This window comes from Tabrizicola sp. (assembly GCF_030694085.1).
Taxonomy (GTDB): Bacteria; Pseudomonadota; Alphaproteobacteria; order Rhodobacterales; family Rhodobacteraceae; genus Tabrizicola.
In genome coordinates, this window is record NZ_JAUXZE010000046.1 from 90,333 (window position 1) to 109,431 (window position 19,099).

14 protein-coding genes and 1 pseudogene are annotated in these 19,099 nt (G+C 67.3%); 7 read left to right on the forward strand and 8 right to left on the reverse strand.

Features of this window, described 5'->3' with window-relative positions:
- Positions 1 to 251 precede the first annotated feature (251 nt).
- From smc to mnmH, 3 genes are all read right to left on the reverse strand, one after another.
- On the reverse strand, positions 252 to 3,707 hold the full coding sequence (gene smc, locus Q8M85_RS11670; RefSeq protein ID WP_305544541.1) for a chromosome segregation protein SMC: 3,456 nt from the start codon (positions 3,705 to 3,707) through the stop codon (positions 252 to 254).
- A gap of 176 nt (positions 3,708 to 3,883) precedes the next feature.
- A complete protein-coding gene (locus Q8M85_RS11675) occupies positions 3,884 to 6,724 on the reverse strand; it encodes an error-prone DNA polymerase (RefSeq protein ID WP_305544544.1) in 2,841 nt (946 codons plus the stop codon).
- Positions 6,725 to 6,779: 55 nt separating this feature from the next.
- The gene (gene mnmH / locus Q8M85_RS11680; RefSeq protein WP_305544547.1) at positions 6,780 to 7,829 is read right to left on the reverse strand and encodes a tRNA 2-selenouridine(34) synthase MnmH; all 1,050 of its coding nucleotides are present in this window, start codon (positions 7,827 to 7,829) and stop codon (positions 6,780 to 6,782) included.
- A 100-nt stretch (positions 7,830 to 7,929) separates the two neighbouring features.
- Here mnmH and Q8M85_RS11685 point away from each other — a divergent pair, with 100 nt between their 5' ends.
- Complete coding sequence (locus Q8M85_RS11685; protein ID WP_305544549.1) at positions 7,930 to 8,535, forward strand: DUF1287 domain-containing protein; 606 nt, start codon at positions 7,930 to 7,932, stop codon at positions 8,533 to 8,535.
- Between the two features lie 254 nt (positions 8,536 to 8,789).
- Here Q8M85_RS11685 and argE read toward each other — a convergent pair.
- Positions 8,790 to 9,941: pseudogene (argE, locus tag Q8M85_RS11690) on the reverse strand (acetylornithine deacetylase); the annotation flags it as partial.
- 115 nt (positions 9,942 to 10,056) lie between these two features.
- Here argE and Q8M85_RS11695 point away from each other — a divergent pair.
- A complete protein-coding gene (locus Q8M85_RS11695) occupies positions 10,057 to 10,737 on the forward strand; it encodes a hypothetical protein (RefSeq protein ID WP_305544551.1) in 681 nt (226 codons plus the stop codon).
- A gap of 107 nt (positions 10,738 to 10,844) precedes the next feature.
- The gene (locus Q8M85_RS11700; protein WP_305544554.1) at positions 10,845 to 11,660 is read left to right on the forward strand and encodes a hypothetical protein; all 816 of its coding nucleotides are present in this window, start codon (positions 10,845 to 10,847) and stop codon (positions 11,658 to 11,660) included.
- A 219-nt stretch (positions 11,661 to 11,879) separates the two neighbouring features.
- On the opposite strand, the gene Q8M85_RS11705 is transcribed toward Q8M85_RS11700, so the two are convergent.
- Together Q8M85_RS11705 and Q8M85_RS11710 are read right to left on the reverse strand one after the other, a co-directional pair.
- Entirely contained in the window at positions 11,880 to 14,453 is a 2,574-nt protein-coding gene (locus Q8M85_RS11705; protein WP_305544556.1) for a cation-translocating P-type ATPase, read from the reverse strand.
- Between the two features lie 463 nt (positions 14,454 to 14,916).
- Entirely contained in the window at positions 14,917 to 15,111 is a 195-nt protein-coding gene (locus Q8M85_RS11710) for a hypothetical protein (protein ID WP_305544559.1), read from the reverse strand.
- Positions 15,112 to 15,146: 35 nt separating this feature from the next.
- On the opposite strand from Q8M85_RS11710, the gene Q8M85_RS11715 reads away from it, so the two are divergent.
- The 3 genes from Q8M85_RS11715 to Q8M85_RS11725 all read left to right on the forward strand — a co-directional run bounded on the left by Q8M85_RS11715 (position 15,147) and on the right by Q8M85_RS11725 (position 17,075).
- Positions 15,147 to 15,341 (forward strand): hypothetical protein, encoded by a 195-nt coding sequence (locus Q8M85_RS11715; protein WP_371135239.1) that lies wholly within the window; start codon positions 15,147 to 15,149, stop codon positions 15,339 to 15,341.
- A gap of 188 nt (positions 15,342 to 15,529) precedes the next feature.
- Complete coding sequence (locus Q8M85_RS23375) at positions 15,530 to 16,114, forward strand: hypothetical protein (protein WP_371135242.1); 585 nt, start codon at positions 15,530 to 15,532, stop codon at positions 16,112 to 16,114.
- A gap of 403 nt (positions 16,115 to 16,517) precedes the next feature.
- A complete protein-coding gene (locus tag Q8M85_RS11725; protein WP_305544561.1) occupies positions 16,518 to 17,075 on the forward strand; it encodes a DinB family protein in 558 nt (185 codons plus the stop codon).
- Here Q8M85_RS11725 and Q8M85_RS11730 read toward each other — a convergent pair.
- Entirely contained in the window at positions 17,072 to 17,935 is an 864-nt protein-coding gene (locus Q8M85_RS11730) for a serine aminopeptidase domain-containing protein (protein ID WP_305544564.1), read from the reverse strand. The two genes, Q8M85_RS11725 and Q8M85_RS11730, sit on opposite strands and share 4 nt — an antisense overlap.
- 95 nt (positions 17,936 to 18,030) lie before the next feature.
- Here Q8M85_RS11730 and Q8M85_RS11735 point away from each other — a divergent pair, with 95 nt between their 5' ends.
- Positions 18,031 to 18,597: a TetR/AcrR family transcriptional regulator gene (locus Q8M85_RS11735; protein WP_305544566.1), complete on the forward strand. Its 567-nt coding sequence runs from the start codon at positions 18,031 to 18,033 to the stop codon at positions 18,595 to 18,597.
- Between the two features lie 6 nt (positions 18,598 to 18,603).
- Here Q8M85_RS11735 and Q8M85_RS11740 read toward each other — a convergent pair whose 3' ends face one another.
- Complete coding sequence (locus Q8M85_RS11740) at positions 18,604 to 19,086, reverse strand: protein-tyrosine phosphatase family protein (RefSeq protein ID WP_305544766.1); 483 nt, start codon at positions 19,084 to 19,086, stop codon at positions 18,604 to 18,606.
- Positions 19,087 to 19,099: the final 13 nt, after the last annotated feature.

Sequence of the window (19,099 nt, forward strand, 5' to 3'; positions counted from 1 at the left end):
TTGCCATTCGGTAGTGACTATCTTTCAGGGTCCTCACCTTGAAAACGACCCGGCGGAGGGCCAACTCCGCCGGGTCTCCTTCATTTCAGGGTCAGGCCCCGATCAGAAGGCGGATGATGGTGACCAAAAGCGTTGCCGCCGCGATCCACACCATCCACTTTCGGTAGTGGTTTTCCTCCAGTTTCCTCACCTTCGTTCTCCGCAAGGGATTGCGGCGGGGTCAGGGGTAGTGAGGGAAGGTTAACTGCGGCTTATGCCACCAGCGCCTCGGCCTTCTTGAGGTCGACGCTGACCAACTGGCTGACCCCCTGCTCCTGCATCGTGACGCCGTAAAGGCGGTCCATCCGGGCCATCGTCACGGCGTGGTGGGTGATGATCAGGAAGCGGGTGTCGGTGCGGCGGGTCATCTCGTCCAGAAGGTCGCAGAAGCGGGTGACGTTGGCGTCGTCCAAAGGCGCGTCGACCTCGTCCAGCACGCAGATCGGGGCGGGATTCGCAAGGAACACGCCGAAGATCAGCGCCAGCGCGGTCAGGGTCTGCTCGCCGCCGGAAAGGAGGCTGAGGGTGGCAAGCTTCTTGCCGGGCGGCTGGCAGAGAATCTCCAGCCCCGCCTCCAGCGGATCGTCGGATTCGACCAGAACCAGTCGCGCCTCGCCACCGCCGAAGAGGTGGGTGAAGAGGGTCGAGAAGTTGGCGTTCACCTGTTCAAAGGCGGTCAGCAGGCGTTCGCGGCCTTCCTTGTTCAGTCCGGCAATCCCGGCGCGCAGCTTCTTGATCGCCTCTTCCAGGTCCGCCTTCTCGCCGGCCAAGGCGTCGTATTCCGCCTCGACGGTCCTCGCGTCCTCTTCCGCCCGCAGGTTGACCGCACCCAGCGCCTCTCGCTGACGTTTCAGGCGGCCAACGTCCTGGTCCAGCGTCTCGGCGTCGGGCATCTTGTCGGGGTCGGTGCGGAGGCTGGTCAGCAGTTCGTCTGGAGTGCGGTCGTCCTCCTCGGCGATCCGTTCCGCAGCCAGCGCCAGGCCTTCCCGTGCAGCATCAAGCCGCGCTTCGGCCCGGGCGCGGGTCTCGCGGGCTTCGCCGGCCAACCGTTCCGCATCACGCTCGGCCATCGCCGCGTCGCGCAGGGCACCCTCGGCTTCGGCCAGCGTATCCGCCGCCTTCCGCCGTCGCTCCTCGGCGTCGGCAATCGCCTCGACCAGATCGTCGCGCTTGGCGGCGATCTCTTCGGGGGCGAGCATCGCCTCGGCCAGTTCCTCCTCGGTCTCGGCCCGCCGTTCGGTCAGTTCTTCCGTGCGCTTCGACGCCGTTTCCAGCCGGTGCTTCCAGCCCGAAAGCTCCTTCACCGCCTCCTGCCGCCGCCGCACCCGAGCCTCGCCCTCACGGCGCACTTCGTCCTGGGACGAGCGGCGGGTCATCATTGTGATCCGCGCCGCCTCGACGGTGATCTTCGCGGCCTCCACCGCCCCCCGCGCTGCGTCAAGATCACCAAGCTCGGCCACCGCTGCTTCGGCCTCCCGCAGCCGGGCGCGGGCGGCCATCGCTTCGTCCTCGAACCGGCTGACGGCCAGCTTTGCGGCCTCCAGCTTGCCCCCGGCGATCGAGCGGTCCGCCTCGGCGCGGGCAAGGGCGCGGTTCGCCTCGGCCAGCCGGGCATCTGCCGCCCGCCGCGCATCCCGCGCCCGCTGATCCGCCGTCGCCAGTTCCGCCAGCCGGGCCTGCAACGCCTCATGCGCCTGCCGCGCCCCATCGGCCCGGGCCGCCACGTCTTCCAGATCGCGCTTCAACTGCACCAGCCGGTTCAACTGCTGCAGGCGCAAGGCCGCCGCAGAGGGGGCATCCTCGGCCCCCGCGCGGAACCCGTCCCAGCGCCAGAGGTCGCCCTCGATGCTGACCAGCCGCTGGCCGGGGCGCAGAGCCGCTTGCAACACAAACCCCTGTTCGCGGGAGACAAACCCGATCTGCGAAAGCCGCCGCGCCAGGACTGCAGGCGCCTTCACATGCGCCGCCAAAGGCTTGGCGCCTGCTGGCAGGGGTTGCGCTTCACCATAGGGGGCAAGCACCGCCCAGCCCGACCGCGCCGCCGCTTCCACCTCCGGCGCGCGAAGGTCATCGGCCAGCGCCGCGCCCAGGGCCTTCTCGAACCCTGGTTCCACCTCCAGCCGGTCCAGAAGCTGATGCCCCGCCTGCGACTCGCGTTCCACAAGGCGTGCCAAAGCCGCCACCTCGGCCCGCAAGGCGTTGGCCTCGCCCTCGGCCGAAGACCGTGCCGCCCGGGCTTCGGCCTCGCGGCCCTGCGTCTCGCCCCGCGCCACCTCGGCTGCTTCCAAAGCCGCCTCGGTCGCCTCGCCCTCGGCAAGGGCCGCTTCCTGCGCTTCCTCAGCCGCCTCGAAGGCCTCCCCCGCCGCTTCCAACGCGCCCGCCGCAGATGCCACCGCCTCGCGCGCCGTCCCGGCCTGATCTTCCGCACGCTCCAGCACCGACCGGGTATCCGCCAGCATCCGCTGCGACGACTGGTGGCGCGCTGCCAGCCGCGCCGCATCCTCGGTCAGCTCGGACAGCGCGGCCTCGCGTTCGGCCAGCACCGCCCCGGCTTCACGCGCCGCTTCCACGGCGTCGGCCAGCTTCTCCTCGTGCCCGTCATGGGCGCGGGCCAGATGCTCGATCTCCCATTCCAGCCGCTCGATCACCTCACCGGCATCGCGGTTCAGGCCCGCCTCCCGCTCCATGTCGCGGGTCAGCTGGTCGATCCGGCTGTTCAGCGCGTCGATCTGGGCCAGGGCACGCGCTTCCTGATCGCCCAACGCATCGCGTTGCAGCACAAGCCGTTGCAGAATGGCCGCCGCGATGGCTTCCTCTTCCCGCTTCGGCGGCAGCGCGTCCTCGGCCGCTTCCCGAGCCTTGCCCGCACCACGCGACGCCGCCTCGGCCTGGGCCTGCGCAATCAGCCGTTCGCGAAGCGCGCCCTCGGCCTGCGACCGCGCTTCATCCGCTTCGCGCCAGCGCCGCCAGAGAAGCATGCCCTCCGACTTGCGCAGGTCCTCGGAAATCTCGCGATACCGTGCCGCCTGCTTGGCTTGCCGGGTCAGCACCGACAGCTGCTGCGCCAGGTTTTCCAAGACGTCATCGACGCGCAACAGGTTCTGCTCGGCCCCCGACAGCTTCAGCTCGGCCTCGTGCCGCCGTGCGTAAAGCCCGCTGATCCCGGCGGCTTCCTCCAGCACGCGGCGGCGGGCCTTGGGCTTGGCGTTGATCAGTTCGGAAATCTGGCCCTGACGCACCAGCGCCGGGCTGTGCGAGCCGGTGGAGGCATCGGCGAACAGCATCTGCACGTCGCGGGCGCGGACGTCCTTGGCGTTGCAGCGATAGGCGCTGCCCGCATCCCGGGTGATCCGGCGGACGATCTCGATCTGGTCGGCATCGTTGAAACCCGACGGGGCCAGCCGGTCCTGGTTGTCGATCACCAGCGCGACCTCGGCAAAGTGCCGGGCACCCCGCGTGGCGGCGCCGTTGAAGATCACGTCCTCCATCCCGCCGCCACGCATGGCACTGGGGCGGTTTTCGCCCATCACCCAGCGCAAAGCCTCCAGCAGGTTCGACTTGCCGCAGCCATTGGGGCCGACAACGCCGGTCAGCCCCTCATGGATCACCAGATCCGTGGGGTCGACAAAGCTTTTGAAGCCGTTGAGACGCAGTTTGGTCAGGCGCAAGGGGACACTTCCGAGTCGGGTGCGCGATGTTCCCGCCGGGGCGCGCGGGAGTCAACCCGAACCCCCCCGCATATCGCCGATCCCTGCCCCGTTATCCCCAAGATGTTGCGGTTTCCGCCTGTCCTGCGGATGCGCCGTTGGCGGGGCCTCGATGGCCTCGACGACGGCTCCCCCGTTCAGGCAGCGTCCAGCCAGGGCCGCAAGAGCGCCATCGGATGCGCGCGGAGCGTCAGGCGCATCGCCACGTAATCCTCGACCACCGCCTCGCCTGTGGTCATCTCGCGGAAGCGGACGGCGGGCTCAATGATCCCCTCGCCTTCGATATCACCCGCAAACAGCGGCAACGGTTCGTCCTTGGCCAGCGCCGCCGCCGCCCACAGCGCATCGCGGCGGCCAAGGCCCAGCGCGGCGAAGGCATCCGCCTCGGCCAGGCGGCTCAGCGTCGCGGGGCCGACTCCTGCACGGCGCCAGACATCCTCGACCGTCAGATAGCCATTGCCCCGCGCCCCGGTGATCCAGCGGGCCTCCTCCTCGGCGATGCCCTTGATCTGGCGGAATCCCAGCCGCAGCGCCAGGTCGGGCGCCTGGCCTGCGCGGTTGATCCACTCCATCCGGTTGTCCCAGTGGCTCGACTGGATGCAGGGCGGCAGGACGGTGACACCATGTTCCCGCGCGTCACGCACGATCTGGGCGGGGGCGTAGAAGCCCATCGGCTGCGAGTTCAAGAGCGCGCAGGCAAAGATGCCGGGATGGTGGCGCTTGATCCAGGCGCTTGCGTAAACGAGAAGCGCGAAGCTTGCCGCATGGCTTTCGGGGAAACCGTAACTCCCGAACCCCTCGATCTGCGCGAAACAGCGGCGGGCAAAATCCTCGTCATAGCCCCGCGCCAGCATACCCCCGATGAAGCGGTCGCTGAATTCGCTGACGTTGCCATGCTTCTTGAACGTCGCCAGCGACCGCCGCAGCCGGTCCGCTTCGTCCGGCGTGAACCCCGCGCCGACGATGGCGATCTGCATCGCCTGTTCCTGAAACAGCGGCACCCCCAGCGTCTTGCCCAGCACCTTTCCCAACTCGTCCGAGGGGAAGCTGACCTGCTCCTGCCCGTTACGCCGCCGCAGGAACGGATGCACCATATCCCCTTGGATCGGCCCCGGCCGGATGATCGCCACCTGGATCACCAGGTCGTAGAAGCACTTCGGCTTCATCCGCGGCAGGAAATTCATCTGGGCGCGGCTTTCCACCTGGAACACCCCCAGCGAGTCCGCCCGGCAGAGCATCCGGTAGGTCTCCGGGTCCTCGGGCGGCAGGGTGGCAAGCGAGAACCGCTGGTGGTGGTGCTTGTCCAGAAGGTCAAACGCCTTGCGGATGCATGACAGCATCCCCAAGGCCAGGATATCCACCTTCAGGATCTTCAGCGTGTCGATGTCGTCCTTGTCCCAGGGGATGACCGTCCGGTCCTCCATCGTGGCGTTCTCGACCGGGCACAGCTCATCCAGCCGGCCTTCCGTGATGATGAACCCGCCGACGTGCTGCGACAGGTGCCGCGGAAAGCCCTGGATTTCGTCGATCAACTGCATCGTCTGGGTCAGCCGGTGGTCCGTCGGGTCCAGCCCGATCTCGCGCAGCCGGGTTTCCGTCACCGCGCCCGGCCCGCCCCAGCCCCAGATCTGGCTGGACATGGCGGCCAGAGTATCCTCCGACAGCCCCATCGCCCGGCCCACCTCGCGCACCGCCCGCTTGCCGCGATAGTGGATCACCGTCGCGCACAGCCCCGCGCGGTGGCGGCCATAGCGCTCATAGATGTGCTGGATCACCTCTTCGCGCCGCTCATGTTCGAAATCCACATCGATGTCGGGCGGTTCATTCCGCGCCTCCGAAATGAACCGCTCGAACACCATCGTCCCGATTTCCGGGCTGACAGAGGTCACGCCCAGCGCATAGCACACGACCGAGTTCGCCGCGGACCCCCGCCCCTGGCAGAGGATCCCCCGCTTCCGGGCAAAGTCGACGATGTCGTGCACCGTCAGGAAATACGGCTCGTACCGCAGCTTCCCGATCAGCGCCAATTCATGCGCCATCTGCGCGCGCGCCCGGTCGGGGGGGCCTTCGGGATAGCGCCACTCCAGCCCCGTCTCGGCCAGCCGCGCCAGGCGCTGCGAGGCAGTCTCGCCCCCCGAAACCTCGGACGGATATTCATACTGCAACTCGTCCAGCGAAAACGCCGCTCGCGCCGCAACCTCCCCTGCCCGCAAAACCGCCGCCTCGTGCCCGGCGAAAAGCCGCAGCATCTCCCCCTCGCTCCGCAACCGCCCCTCGTTGTTGGGCAGCGCCTTGCGGCCCAGCCTGTCCACCGGCACCCCCAGCCGGATCGCCGTCAGCACATCGGCCAAACGCCGCCGCCGCCCGTGGTGCAGGGACGGCAGCGCCGTCGCCACCAGCGGCACGCCCAGCGCCGCAGCCGCCTTCGCCAGCCGCTGGAACCGCCCCGCATCCTGCCCGTCATAGCGCGGGGCCATCCCCAGGCTTACCTGCCCCGGAAACCGCGCCGCCAACTTCTGGACATGGCCGCGCCAGAGCCGCCCGTCCATCCCGTCGCCCACCGCCGCAAGCGTCAACCGCTGGTCGGGGGGCAGGACGAGCAACTCCATCCCGTCGCCCCACTCCAGCAGGTCCGCCAACTCCAGCCGACACTGGCCCTTCACCGCCCGCAACCGGCCCTTGCTCAACAGCCGCGACAGCCGTCCCCACGCCGGTCGGTCGCGCGGCAGGCAGGTCACCTGGAACCCGTCCGCCAGCACCACCCGCGCCGCCGGAATGAGCCGCACCTTCGGCCCGCCATCCCGCGCCATTTCACGTGATTTGGTATGCGCCCGCACGATCCCCGCGACCGAGTTCACATCGGCCACCGCAATCGCGTCCATCCCCATTTCGGCGGCGCGCAGGACCATCTCCTCGGGGTGCGACGCCCCGGTGAGGAAGGTGAAATTCGTCAGGGCAGAGAGTTCGACAAAGGGCACGGGCAGCGACTCAGGTTAGGAACAAAGGCAGAACATTCTGCCATGTTCCGCCGCTTCAGACCAGCCGCTTCACCGCTTCGGCCACCTGGGAGGCGATCCCCGGTAGTGCCTCGGGCCGCAGGTCGGGCGCTGTGACCTCTACCAAAGGCACCGCCATCCGGTCGCGGTGCTTGCCATAGCGCGGGTCGTAATGCCGCTCCATCAGCCCGTCGGCCAAAGCCGCAAACTGACCCGAGGCCGCCAGCCCCAGCCACTCCTCGATCACATCGGCCGGATGCGCCGGGCGAAGCATCCCCACGGTCGCCGCCAACCGCCCGGCGTCCGAAGTCAGGTCGGCATAGGCCCGCGCCAGATACTCCGCCCGCACCGGACGGGGCGCCGCAATCGCCACGCGCGGGGCGGCGACCATCGCCTTCCAGATTTCCGGCGGCAAGCGGCAGTTGCCGATCTTCGAACTTTCCGCCTCGACCACGACCGGACGCGAGGGATCAAGCCCCGCCAAGGCCAGCGCCAAAGCCCCCTCGAAGGCCTTCTGCGATGGCTGCGGCCCGACCGACCCGAACAGCGAACCGCGATGCCGCGCCAACCCCTCCAGGTCGATCACCTGCACCCCGAACCCCGGCAACAGGTTCAGCACTTCGGTCTTGGCCGAGCCGGTATTGCCGTCCAGCACCACCACGGGCGCCCTCACGGGGGTGTCATAAACCTCATGCACCACCAACCCGCGCCAGGTCTTGTAGCCGCCGACCAGCGTCTCGACCCGCCAGCCGATCTGGGACAGGATCGTCGCGAAAGACCCCGACCGCTGCCCACCCCGCCAGCAATAAACCAGCGGACGCCAGCCCCCCGGCTTGTCGGCCAAAGGCCCCTGCAAGTGGATCGATGCGTTCTTCGCCACCAGCGCCGCACCGATCTTGCGGGCGGAAAAGGGCGAGACCTGCTTGTAGATCGTGCCGACCCGCGCCCGTTCCTCATCGTCCAGCACGGGCAAAGAGATCGCATCGGGCAGGTGATCCTCGGCATATTCGGCCGGCGCGCGCACGTCGATGATGTCATCGAAGCCATGCGCCGCAAGGTCCGCCAGGGAGGTGAGTGTAACAGCCATCACGGAACTCTTACCGGGGCCGGCGGAAAGGTGCCAGCCCGTCGCGATCACGGGAAATCCGCACTACCCACGGGCGCGTGAACAGGGCATGATTCGCTTCATGCGTTCTTTCGCCCTGATCCTGTCCCTGGTGCTTGCCGCCCCGGCCTTCGCGGGGTCAGAACCGTCGCGCCTGACTGCCGCCGCGCGCGATCAGGTCGGCGTGACCCTGACCTACGACCCGGCCTATGTGGCGCTGGCGTTTCCGGGCGGCGACCTTCCCCGTGACCGAGGCGTCTGCACCGACGTTGTGATCCGCGCCCTGCGTGACGCCTGGGGGATCGACCTGCAGCTGGCAGTGAACCGGGACATGAAGGCCGACTTCGCGGCCTACCCGGCCTTCTGGGGGCTGGACCAGCCGGACCGGAACATCGACCACCGCCGGGTGCCGAACCTGGCTACGCTTTTCGCCCGCATCGGGGCCGAGGTGCCGCTGGACCAAGGCCCGACCCCCTATCTGCCCGGCGACATCATCAGCTGGAAGCTGCCCGGCAACCTGGACCACATCGGCATCGTCTCGGACCGCCGCACGGACGCGGGCGTGCCGCTGATCCTGCACAACATCGGCGCCGGGGCGCAGGAAGAGGATATTCTCTTCGCCTATCCGATGACCGGCCACTACCGCATCGGCAAGGCCGAGGCCGAGAAGCTGAAGGCCTTGCAATAGACCGCGATCGGCGCGCTGTTCCACCTCGCCCGGACGCGCTCCCATCGGTGCGGCGGGCATCCCCCAATCGCTGAACATTGCCTGAAATTGCGCTTTCATCTTTGCACAAATATCCCACGGGGGGCCGGGGGGTGTGACACCCCCCGGGGCCAGCCAAGGGACCCGGGACCAAACCATTAAGAAACTCCCAAGGCCAAGGCTTAAATATTTGATTCTAATAGATTTACAGACTTTGTCCACCGTGGACAGAGCCGCTAGAACCCCGCCTCCAGCCGGTCCACCAAGGCGGCCAGCATCGCGCGGCACCGCTCGACCTGCTCGACCAGGACGAACTCGTCCGGCTTGTGCCCCTGGGCCATCGACCCCGGCCCGCAGATCACCGTCGGGATGCGCAGTCGGGCATCGAACAGCCCGCCCTCCGTCCCGAACGCGACCTTGATCGTCCCGTTCGCCCCCGTGAGCCCCTTCACGAACCGCACCACCTCGGCATCGGATGGGGTGCCCAGACCCGGGTAATCCCAAAGCCGCTCCACCCGGATCGCTGCTTCCGGGAACTCTGCCCGATGCGGCGCGACGATGGCCTCTGCCTCTGCTTCCAGCCGCCGGATCAGTCCCGCCACATCCTCGCCTGCCAATGACCGGATCTCGAAATCCAGGCTGGCATGGTTCGGCACGATGTTGACCTGCACCCCGCCGGACATCTTTCCCACATGCAGCGTCGTGTAGGGCACGTCGTAGTCCCCGTCCCGAAGCCCGGTCTCCGCCACCTCGGCCTGAACCCGCCGCACTACCGCGAGGAAATCCCCCGCCAGATGCAGCGCGTTCAGCGCCAGCGGCGCAAGCGCCGAGTGTCCCTCGCGTCCCACACAGGTCGCCCGCAGCGCGACCTTGCCCTTGTGACCCGTTGCGACCTGCATCCCCGTCGGTTCCCCCACGATGCAGAACCGGGGCTTCACCGGAGCTGCTGCAAGAAGGTCGATCAGCGACCGCACGCCCATGCAGCCGATCTCTTCGTCGTAGGACAGCGCCAGATGCAGCGGAACCTTCAGCGGGCGGTGAGATGCGACCAGCATCGCCTCGATCGCACAGGCAACGAAGCCCTTCATGTCCGCCGCCCCCCGGCCAAAATAGCGCCCATCGGCCTCGGTCAGGGCAAAAGGGGGCCTGGTCCAGACCTGGCCCTCCACCGGCACGACATCCGTGTGACCTGACAGCATGACGCCCCCTTCCGTCACCGGTCCGGTGGAGGCGTACAGGTTCGCCTTGCCTCCTGCCGGATCGGGGATCAGGACCACGCGCAGCCCGGCGTCCTCCAGGAGACCCTGGACATACTCCATCAGTGCCAGGTTCGGCTTCGAGCTGACGGTGTCGAATGTCAGCAGGCGTTCCAGGATCTCGCGCATCGTCCCCTCCGCGTTTCGCTTCTGCTAGCGCGAAACCGGACGGGCGGAAAGCTTTCCGCTCTTGTTCCCATCGGCCCGCTTTGCGAGACTCGACGGGCTACCCGAATGAAAGCTTCCAATGCGTTCCCCTGTCCTGACAATCGCCGTGCTGATTGCTCTGGCCTGCCCCGCCCCGGCCGAGGCCCCGAACCTGACGTCCGATCAGACCAGCGAGACGGGCTCTGCGGCCCGGCTGATCCTTGCGCAACGCAGCTATGAGGTGGCGCTTTCCAGTGGCGACCCGGTGATTCTGATCAGCGCGATCAGCATGGCTCGCAAAGTGACACTGCGCGCACCGACTGCCTGGACGAAGACAACAGACGGAGACCCCGCGCCTGGCGCGCCAGAGGGCCGGATCGCAGCGACGGACCCTGCCGGACCGGAGGCAATCGCCATTGCCCGGGGCCTTGCAGGAGATGACCCGAAGCTTCAGGATCTGGTCTACGACCTTGACGCGCAGCTGCCGCATGGTCGCTGGCCGACGGCCGTAAATGCGACAGCGACGCTGGACCCAGACCAGACGGACATCTGGACGCTTGTCCTGGCAGGGGAAGTCGCTGCCGAAATCGGCCTGATCGGCGACGGAGACACGGCGCTTGGCCTGGCGATTTCCGACGAAAGCGGCGCTGTCGTCTGCGCACTTCCCGCTGCAAGGGCCGCGGCGCTTTGCCGGATCACCCCGGCGCGGAACGGGTTCTTCACTGTGAAGGTGCACAACCCTGGCCTGGTCCGAAACACCTACCGGCTGGTCGGCAACTGATGCAGATGACGGAATTTGTCATGGATACCTGCCTTCTCAAATCGTGAGAGCGATGCGACTATTGCGTCATCCGTCCTTGGCAGGACGGCCAACACATAGAGGCCGACATGACGTTCAAAGAAATTTCGCTTACCCTTGCCACCACGGCTTTGGTTGCCGTAGCCCTTCCCTCTTTCGCGCAGGACAAGTCGGGGCCGAACGTCGGCGCCGCGGCGGAAGGGGCTGCTCCGGGGGCTGCTTCAACGATTGCGCTGGCTCAGGACCTTTACGCAACGGGCGCGGCTCAGGGCGATGCCGTGACCGTGCTTGCGGCTGCCAAGCTTGCAGCATCCATCGACGTCACGTCGGCCGAGCCGGCGGCGCTTGATCCGGCGAAGGTGACGATCGACCAGGCGGCCTTTGCGAAGAAGGCGGCCCCCTCTCCCGTCCCGGCGGCACCGGCCCCCATGATGAACGACGGCAGCCCGCGGGCCGTCGGCAAGGCCACGTTCTTCAACGCTGCAAACGACGACGAGGGGGCCTCGGAAGCCCCGGTCACAGCGGAGGCAATGTTTGCCAAAGCCAAGGAACTGGCTGCGGATGACGAGGCGCTTCTTGGGGTGATCGCTGATGCAATGGCCGAGACCGGGCGAGGCCGGATCGGTGGGGCGGTGGAATGGATGTCGCGCCTGCCGGCAGGTCAGACCGATGTCTGGGAGATCCCCTATTACGGCAATTCCTACGCCGAAGTTGCGATCGTCGGCGACGGTGACGCGAACCTGGACGTCGCAGTGACGGACGAGAACGGCAATGTCATCTGCTACGACGTCAGCTGGTCGGACAAGCTGTATTGTGACTGGACCCCGGCCTGGGACGGCTACTTCTACGTTACCGTGCAGAACATGGGCGGATCGCGGAACAGCTACTACCTTTTGACCAACTAAGCCGATGCAACCAGCGGTTCAGCGCGGTCCTGATGCGCTGCGCCGCTGGCCTGCCGCACCCACCTTGGCAAAGCGATCAGTCCCTGTGCCACCCAAGTTCGCAGGGGCCAACCCGACGGCAGCCTCGCACATTCGGGCTGCAGCAGAAGTCGCCTGCAGCGCCGGCAAGGACCAGCCCGCCGTCACGGGCAGATCAAGTCCGGGACGGGCTGCCCGAGATCAACGGGTCACGCCCTTCCCAGAGGGCAGTGCCTCGCGCCCCCCGTTGTCACGCCGCACCGCCCAGTGCCAGATCGGCTTCAGCACCTCGAGCGCGACCAGAACCGTCACGCCCGCCAGCGGCGGCACGGCCAGGTGCGCCGGATCAAGGGCGGCAAAGCCGAACAGGTCGCGGGCTGGAGGCCAGAACAGGGTGACGGCCAGCACGGCCCCCACGAGGGGCAGCACCACGGCCAGCGCCCGGTTGGGGCGGGTAAAGGCCATCAGGATCGAGGAGGAGCGCGACCGGTCCACCAGAATCAGCGCCACGATGGCGAAGACCAGCGCGGCAAAGGTCATCCCGCGCACCTGATCGGTTGTCAGGCCAAAGTCCGGGGCCAGCACAAAGATCGTCGCGGTCACGGCCAGCACCAGCGCGCCTTGCACCAGACTCCAGACGATTGTCGGGCCGGAAAACAGCGGCTCGGTCGGTGGGCGCGGTTTGCGCCTCATCGCGTCGTCCTCCTCTGTCTCGGCCTCGAAAACAAGGGAGCAGACCGGGTCTATCACCATCTCCAGAAAAGCGATGTGCATGGGTCCGAAAAGGATCGGCATCCCGAACAGAAGCGGCATCAGCGCCAACCCCGCGATGGGGATGTGGACGGCGAGGATGAAGCTCATCGCCTTGCGCAAGTTGTCATAGATGCGACGGCCAAGGCGGACCGTGGTGACGATGGAACCGAAGTCATCGTCCAGAAGCACGATGGAGGCGGCCTCTCGCGCCACATCTGTCCCACGCCCGCCCATCGCGATACCGATATGCGCAGCCTTGAGCGAGGGCGCATCGTTTACCCCGTCGCCGGTCATCGCCACGACAGCGCCTGTGGATTTCAAAGCGGTCACGATGCGCAGTTTCTGTTCCGGCATGATGCGGGCGAAGATGGTGACGTCCCTGACTGCCGTTGCCAGTTTGGCATCGGTCATGAGGGCCAGGTCCGGCCCGGTGATGACCCGGTCGCCCTGCAGACCAGCCTCGGCCGCGATGGTCTGGGCTGTTGCCGGATAGTCGCCGGTGATCATGATGACCCGGATCCCCGCGCTGCGGCATTGGGCGACTGCATCGGGGACCGAGGCGCGCAGCGGGTCAGCGAGACCGACAAGGCCCAGAAAGCGAAACTGGAAGTCGCGGGGATCGTCGGGCAAGGTGCCGTTGTGCGACGCCTCGGCCACACCCAGGACGCGCAGACCGTCGCCTGCCATCTGATCGACCTGCGCTGTCAGCTCTGCAAGGGTTGCGGCATCCATGCGGCAGAGGTCGGCCACAGCCTCTGGCGCGCCCTTGGCCGCGATCTGCCAGCCGGGGTCCGCCTCCCACGCCTGCGACATGGCCAGAAGCTGCGGTGAAACAGAATAGCTCCGCGCCAGTTGTCGCCCCGCGCCAGGCAGCGTCTCACCGTCGCGCAGGTCGGCCGTGGACAAAGCGTGGAACGCCTTTTCCATCGGGTCAAACGGGTCTGCGGCCGAGGCCATCACCCCCGCCGCCGCCAGTTCCCGGAACACCTCGGGCAGGGCCGCGCCACCTTTGGCTGCGGTTCCATCGGCCAGGCGCAACTCTACAATCGTCATGCGGTTTTCGGTCAGGGTGCCGGTCTTGTCCGTGCAGAGGACCGAGGCCGCGCCCAGGGTTTCAATCGCCGACGCCCGTCGCGTCAGCACCCGCACCTTGGAAATCCGCCAGGCTCCCATCGCCATGAAGACGGCCAGCACCATCGGAAACTCTTCGGGCAGCATCGACATGCCCACCGCGATCCCTGCGAGCACCCCATCCAGCCAACCGCCCCGCAAGAGGCCGTAAAGCACCACGACCGTCCCGCTGACCGCCGCCCCCACAGCGGCAAAGATGATGACCAACTTGCGCATCTGGCGTTGCAGGTGCGGCGTCTCGGTCTTCAGTTGATCCAGCGAGGTGCCAATCCGCCCGATCTCGCTGGCGGCGCCGGTGGCCGTGACGCAAGCCAGCCCCGTACCCCGCACGATCAGGCTGCCAGAGTAGACCATCGGCTGATCCTCGCCCCCCGGTCGCGACATGGTCGCTGCGCCTGCGACCTTGCGGACCGGCACCGCCTCGCCGGTCAGCAAGGATTCGTCCGCCGACAGGTCCTGCGCCTGGATGAGAGCTGCATCTGCGGGCACCCGGTCCCCCTCGGCCAGCACGATCACGTCGCCCCGCACCACATCGCGCCCGGCGATCCGCTTGCGCGTGCCATCACGGATGACCAACGCTCGCGGGCTGGTCAGATCGCGCAAGGCCTCGAGCACGCGTTCGGTTCGGGCCTCCTGCACCACGGTGATGCCCACCGACAGGCAGGCGAAGCCCAGCAGGACCAGCGCCTCTTCCCGGTTGCCCAGCAAGAGGTAGACCGCTCCCCCGGCCAGCAGCAGCGCCAGCATCGGCTCGCGCAGAACCTCGAACACGATCTGCAAAGGCGACCGCCGCCGCGCCTTGGGCAACTCGTTGAAGCCTTCGGCCGCAAGCCGGGCGTCGGCTTCGGCTTGCGTCAGGCCAACAGAAAGGGACGTGGCTGGGTCTGTCATGGCCTTCACATGGTCGGCGCGGTCTGGCGCGCAGGACATCCTGGCACGTTCCGGGACCTGACCGCGTTGACCTGGATCACTGGCCGCAGACCGGAAACGGCACGGCATCCCCCCATCCGGCATCCTTTCCCTGGGGCCGTGCTGACTGGATCATCCCGGCAGTCACATATGCCCGCGCGCCGTCCCAGGCCTCCACGCCGCGACGAAGGCGGCACCGCAGGGACTGTTCGATGTTCTTCGGTTCCCCATCGGCGGGTCCCGTGATCCTGAGGCCCGCCCATGCGGCAAGCCCTGTTGGCGATGTCCTGTCTGAGCTGCCCGCCGTCCGTGGACAGGTTTCCAGCTGGTTCAGACGAAGGTCACCGGGCCACCCGCCCCGGCGGACTTCGTTGCGGCTTTTGCCTGGGCCAGCTCGGCAATACCGTCATCCAGCGTCACCGGGAGGAGCCGTCAAAGGCGGCAGTTACAAAGGCGGCCAATCGGCGGCGTAGGCCTGCATCAAGCGTTCGAGGTAGAAGTAGGTGGACCTCGCGACGGCCATCGTGGATTTCGCCAAAGTGTTCACCAGCATGTTCTGCGCCTGGGTGAGGCTCTCCGCTTCCAGAAGTTTGACGCGCTTGTCGCAGCCATAGACGGCGCGGCGCGAGTTCTTGATCACGGCGATGCCAATGCCCGTTATCCCGAGGGTGCCGAATGACCGCGAAACCGTCCCCCACCCAGATTGCCTGGCGCGCGGCGCAAGGCATCGGGGACGGTGTCTATGTCAGCCTTGGCATCGGCTGCTCGGAAATGGTGGCAAAGTTCCAGCCTCCCGGTCGGCAGGTCCCGCACACCCTTCGTCATGCCCAGGGCCGACACCGCCTTTTCCCGCAACGCCGAAATCCATGACACGGCGATCGGCTGGTGGTTCGTGAGCCCGGCGATGGAAAAGGTCTAAGCGCCGACTCGATGCCGCAGATCAGGCAGAACGTCACCGACGACTACGGCATCAGCCCCGAGGCTCATGGTGCGATGGCCTGGCCAGCAAGACAAGGGCTGCGGCAGTACAGAAGAACGGGCAACTGGCGCAGGAAATCATCCCGGTCCCCCTTCCCCAACGCAAGGGCGACCCCGCTACCGTCGACCGCGATGAACACCCCCGCGCCACGACGACAGAGGCGCTGGCAAAGCTGAGACCCCTGCTCCCGAACGGCTCGGTCACCGCAGGAAATGCCTCGGGCGTGAACGACGGCGCGGCGGCGCTGATCCTTGCCTTCAAAGCGGCAACACGGACGCACGGCCTTCGCCCGATCGCCCGCATCCTTGGCGGGGCCACGGCGGGCGTCCCGCCAAGGATGCGGGCGATGGGGATCGGCTCGGCATCTGTCAGTCAGAAGTCCGCGCACCAAGCCTGGCCACCTCACAGCAGGCCAAAACGGGTGCCAAGCTTGCGCAGGGCCTCGGTGCTAAGGCCGCAGGGGAAAATTCCGTCGCGGCCATGCACACGCCCACGGGTTTCAGCGAAAAGGCGACGGGGATCCACGGTCAGACAGAAGGCGCGGCAAGACCACGATCACCACACCGAAACTGCGGCCCGAGGTCATCCTCTACGACGCCGAACGCAGGCGCTGCGGCAATTGCTGCGGGATATTTGGTCAGGCGTCACCCCCATTGGCCCCTGATGTCTTGACTCGGCTCAAGGCGCTTGAGGTAGCTCCTGCCTAACTGGTGCGACTTGCTGTCGGCGCGACGGCAGGGAAGCAGCATCTTGGATCGAGGTCGTCCGCGTCATCCTTGACGGCTCTGACCCGCAGGCGACACCTGCGCCCATCAGGGCTCTGCGGCTGCTGCACGACAGATGAAATGGGATAAAGCGACTGTCAGCCGTTTCCGGGGATTCCGGCGCGTCGAAGGCAGCTGGCGCCCTTGCATATACGCAGGACACGAGCGATCCTTCCCTGCCAGTTGGCGACTTCATGTCGGACTCTGTGCAGTGCCCTGCGCCAGCTTCGACCCTAAGTCATTGATATCAAGTGGTCACATGAGCTTTCCGGCCTCTCATCCTCGCTTCGCACTGGGAATGGAATGACCGATCCCATCCGCACCTTCCGCAAGCTTGCCCTAGCCAATCGCCTGGCCAATGCCCGCCTGCACCGGGCTTGTGCGGCGCTCGATCAGGTCGAGATGACTGTTCCACGCCCCGCCTTCTTCGGGTCGATCCAGGCTACCCTGAACCACATTCTGCTGGTCGACCGCTTCTACCTTGGTGCCCTGGAAGGTTGTCCGCTGGACCAAGCCAGCCTCGACGAGGCGACCCTTTGCCCGGACCTGCCTACCCTTGCAGCCTGGCAAGCCAACAGCGACCTGGCACTCCTTGCGCATATCAAATGCCAGACGGCCGAAACCCTGGAGCGGATCGTCACCATCGACCGGGGCGCGCGGGTCCAGCACGATCGGCGCGACGACATCCTCTCGCACCTCTTCCAGCACCAGACCCACCACCGGGGCCAGGTCCACGGCATGCTTTCGGCGACGTCGGTGAAACCGCCGCAACTGGATGAATTCATCGTCGGCGACGATCACGCCGCCCGGGCAAAGGACATGACGCTGCTGGGCTGGTCCGAAGCCGATCTGATGCGCTAGTCCAGGATCGCCGGCCACAGGACCGCATTGCGCCGGGTGAAGGGCGGAATGTGGCCGATGCTTGCCAGGCCGAAGTCAGCGGGACGCAGCACCCGCTGCTCTTTCATCGCCTCTGGATACAGCGCCCGCGCCCGCCAGACCGCGTCGGGCGGCACCAGGTCATCATCCGCCACCGCGATCATCCGCAGCCGTGCGGTCACGCGCGCGGGGTCGGGCAGGGGCAGCGTCCGTCCCACGTCAGACAGGTGCCAGCCCCGCGTCGTGCACCAGCGCCGCCAGTCCTCGTAGACCCCGCGCGGCAGGTCCGCTCCCAGGCCCACCAGCCGACCCGGCAAATAGCCCGCCACCCCCGCCAGCGCCCGGACCGGCGGCGACCAGAACACCCGTGCCTTCCACTGATACCGCCAGGGATGATCGCTGACATGCGTCAGTCCTGCGCCGATGGTGATCGCCCGGCTGACCCGCCGCATCGCCTGATGCCAGCCCATCCACAAGCCCCCGACCGAGTGCCCCAGCACCCAAAGCGGCACATCTGGGAACATCCGCGCCAAGTGGGCCAGCGCCGCGCCTTGATCCAGCCGTCCCCAGTCCGCCAGCGTCGCCTTCGACCCCCGGATCGGTCGCCGCAAGGACGCCCCGAAATCGCGATAGTCATAGGTCAGGACCGCCAGGTCCCGCTCTCGCGCCGCCCATTCTGCGAAGCCCCGATAGAAACCGGCAGGCGCACCTGTCGCCCCATGCACCACCATCGCTGCACGCACGCTGCCTTTCGGTCGCACGATCCGCCCGCGCAGCACCGCGCCGTCGCTGCGAATGTCCAGGTCCTCACCGCCGACCGCAGGGTAAGTCGCATCCAGCATGTCTGCCTCCGCCAATAGACCGTTTGGTCTAGTAACACGCCTAGACCAATCGGTCTAGTCTTTCCGCGCAGCGCCTTACCCCCTATGTTGCAGCGATGAACGACGAACCCTCCACCCGCGACCGCCTGGTCCAGGCCGCCACCCGGCTTTTCCGCCAGCGTGGCTATGACGGCACCGGCCTGACCGAGATCCTGACCGAGGCCGGGGTTCCCAAGGGCTCGCTCTACCACCACTTCCCCGACGGCAAGGCCGACCTCGCCTGCGCAGCCGCAGACTGGACCGCGTCCGAGATCATCCGCGTGATCGACGACAGCTTTCGCACAGCGCCCGACTGGCGCCACGGGGTCACGACCTTCTGCTACAAGATGGCAAAGCTGTTCGACATCCTGGAAAGCGCCGACGCCTGCCCGATCTTCGGCCTTCTGTTCGAGGGCCCCGACCAGGACCGCTTCCGCGCCCAGGCCGAACACTCCTTCGACCGCATCATCGCCGCCGCCACCCGCTACGGCGAAGGCCTTGGCCTGACCCACGAAGCCGCCCACGACGCCGCCGAGACCTTCATCATCGGCTTCCAGGGCAGCTGGACCCTGGCGCGCACCCGCCGCAAGAGCGACGTCCTGCGCGGCCTTCCCGCCCGCCTATACGGCCCGCTCACGGCGTAGGGTGCGCTACAGCGCACCGCCCGCCGCAGCCCAGGAAAACTGCTCCGGCGTCTCGACCGCACAGGGCCGCACCGCCCGCAGCCGTTCCAATGCGGTGGACGGCTCCTCTCCCGCCTCGACCATCAGCCGCAAGGCCGCCGTCCCCGACCGCCCGCAACCGCCCAGGCAATGCACCCAGACCCGGCCACCCGCCGCAAGCACCTGCCGCGCCCTTGCCGCGGCTTCCGGCCATGCCGCCAGTGTCTCTCCGGTCGGGGCGCCGAAATCCCCGATCGGCAGGTGGACCCACGTGACCCCAGCCGCACCAAGGTCGCCCGGAATACATCCCGCACCCTTTGCCGCCAGTTCCTCGGACGTGGTCATCGTCAAAACCATGTCGGGCGCCCAGTCCAGAAGGTCCGCCAGGTCGGCCACATAGGCCCCACCGCGCCCAGGCATCGGGCCGATCCCCAGCATCCCACCGCCCACCGCCAACTCTGCGATCACCATTGCCACGCGCGCT

Excerpts from the sequence above, each read along its gene's own strand:
- Q8M85_RS11725 (WP_305544561.1), top strand. The coding sequence starts at position 16,518 with ATGACCGATCCCATCCGCACCTTCCGCAAGCTTGCCCTAGCCAATCGC.
- mnmH (WP_305544547.1), bottom strand. The coding sequence starts at position 7,829 with ATGGCTGTTACACTCACCTCCCTGGCGGACCTTGCGGCGCATGGCTTC.
- Q8M85_RS11735 (WP_305544566.1), top strand. The coding sequence starts at position 18,031 with ATGAACGACGAACCCTCCACCCGCGACCGCCTGGTCCAGGCCGCCACC.
- Q8M85_RS11730 (WP_305544564.1), bottom strand. The coding sequence starts at position 17,935 with ATGCTGGATGCGACTTACCCTGCGGTCGGCGGTGAGGACCTGGACATT.
- Q8M85_RS11695 (WP_305544551.1), top strand. The coding sequence starts at position 10,057 with ATGCGTTCCCCTGTCCTGACAATCGCCGTGCTGATTGCTCTGGCCTGC.
- Q8M85_RS11685 (WP_305544549.1), top strand. The coding sequence starts at position 7,930 with ATGCGTTCTTTCGCCCTGATCCTGTCCCTGGTGCTTGCCGCCCCGGCC.
- Q8M85_RS11740 (WP_305544766.1), bottom strand. The coding sequence starts at position 19,086 with ATGGTGATCGCAGAGTTGGCGGTGGGCGGTGGGATGCTGGGGATCGGC.
- Q8M85_RS11705 (WP_305544556.1), bottom strand. The coding sequence starts at position 14,453 with ATGACAGACCCAGCCACGTCCCTTTCTGTTGGCCTGACGCAAGCCGAA.
- Q8M85_RS11700 (WP_305544554.1), top strand. The coding sequence starts at position 10,845 with ATGACGTTCAAAGAAATTTCGCTTACCCTTGCCACCACGGCTTTGGTT.
- Q8M85_RS11715 (WP_371135239.1), top strand. The coding sequence starts at position 15,147 with ATGACCGCGAAACCGTCCCCCACCCAGATTGCCTGGCGCGCGGCGCAA.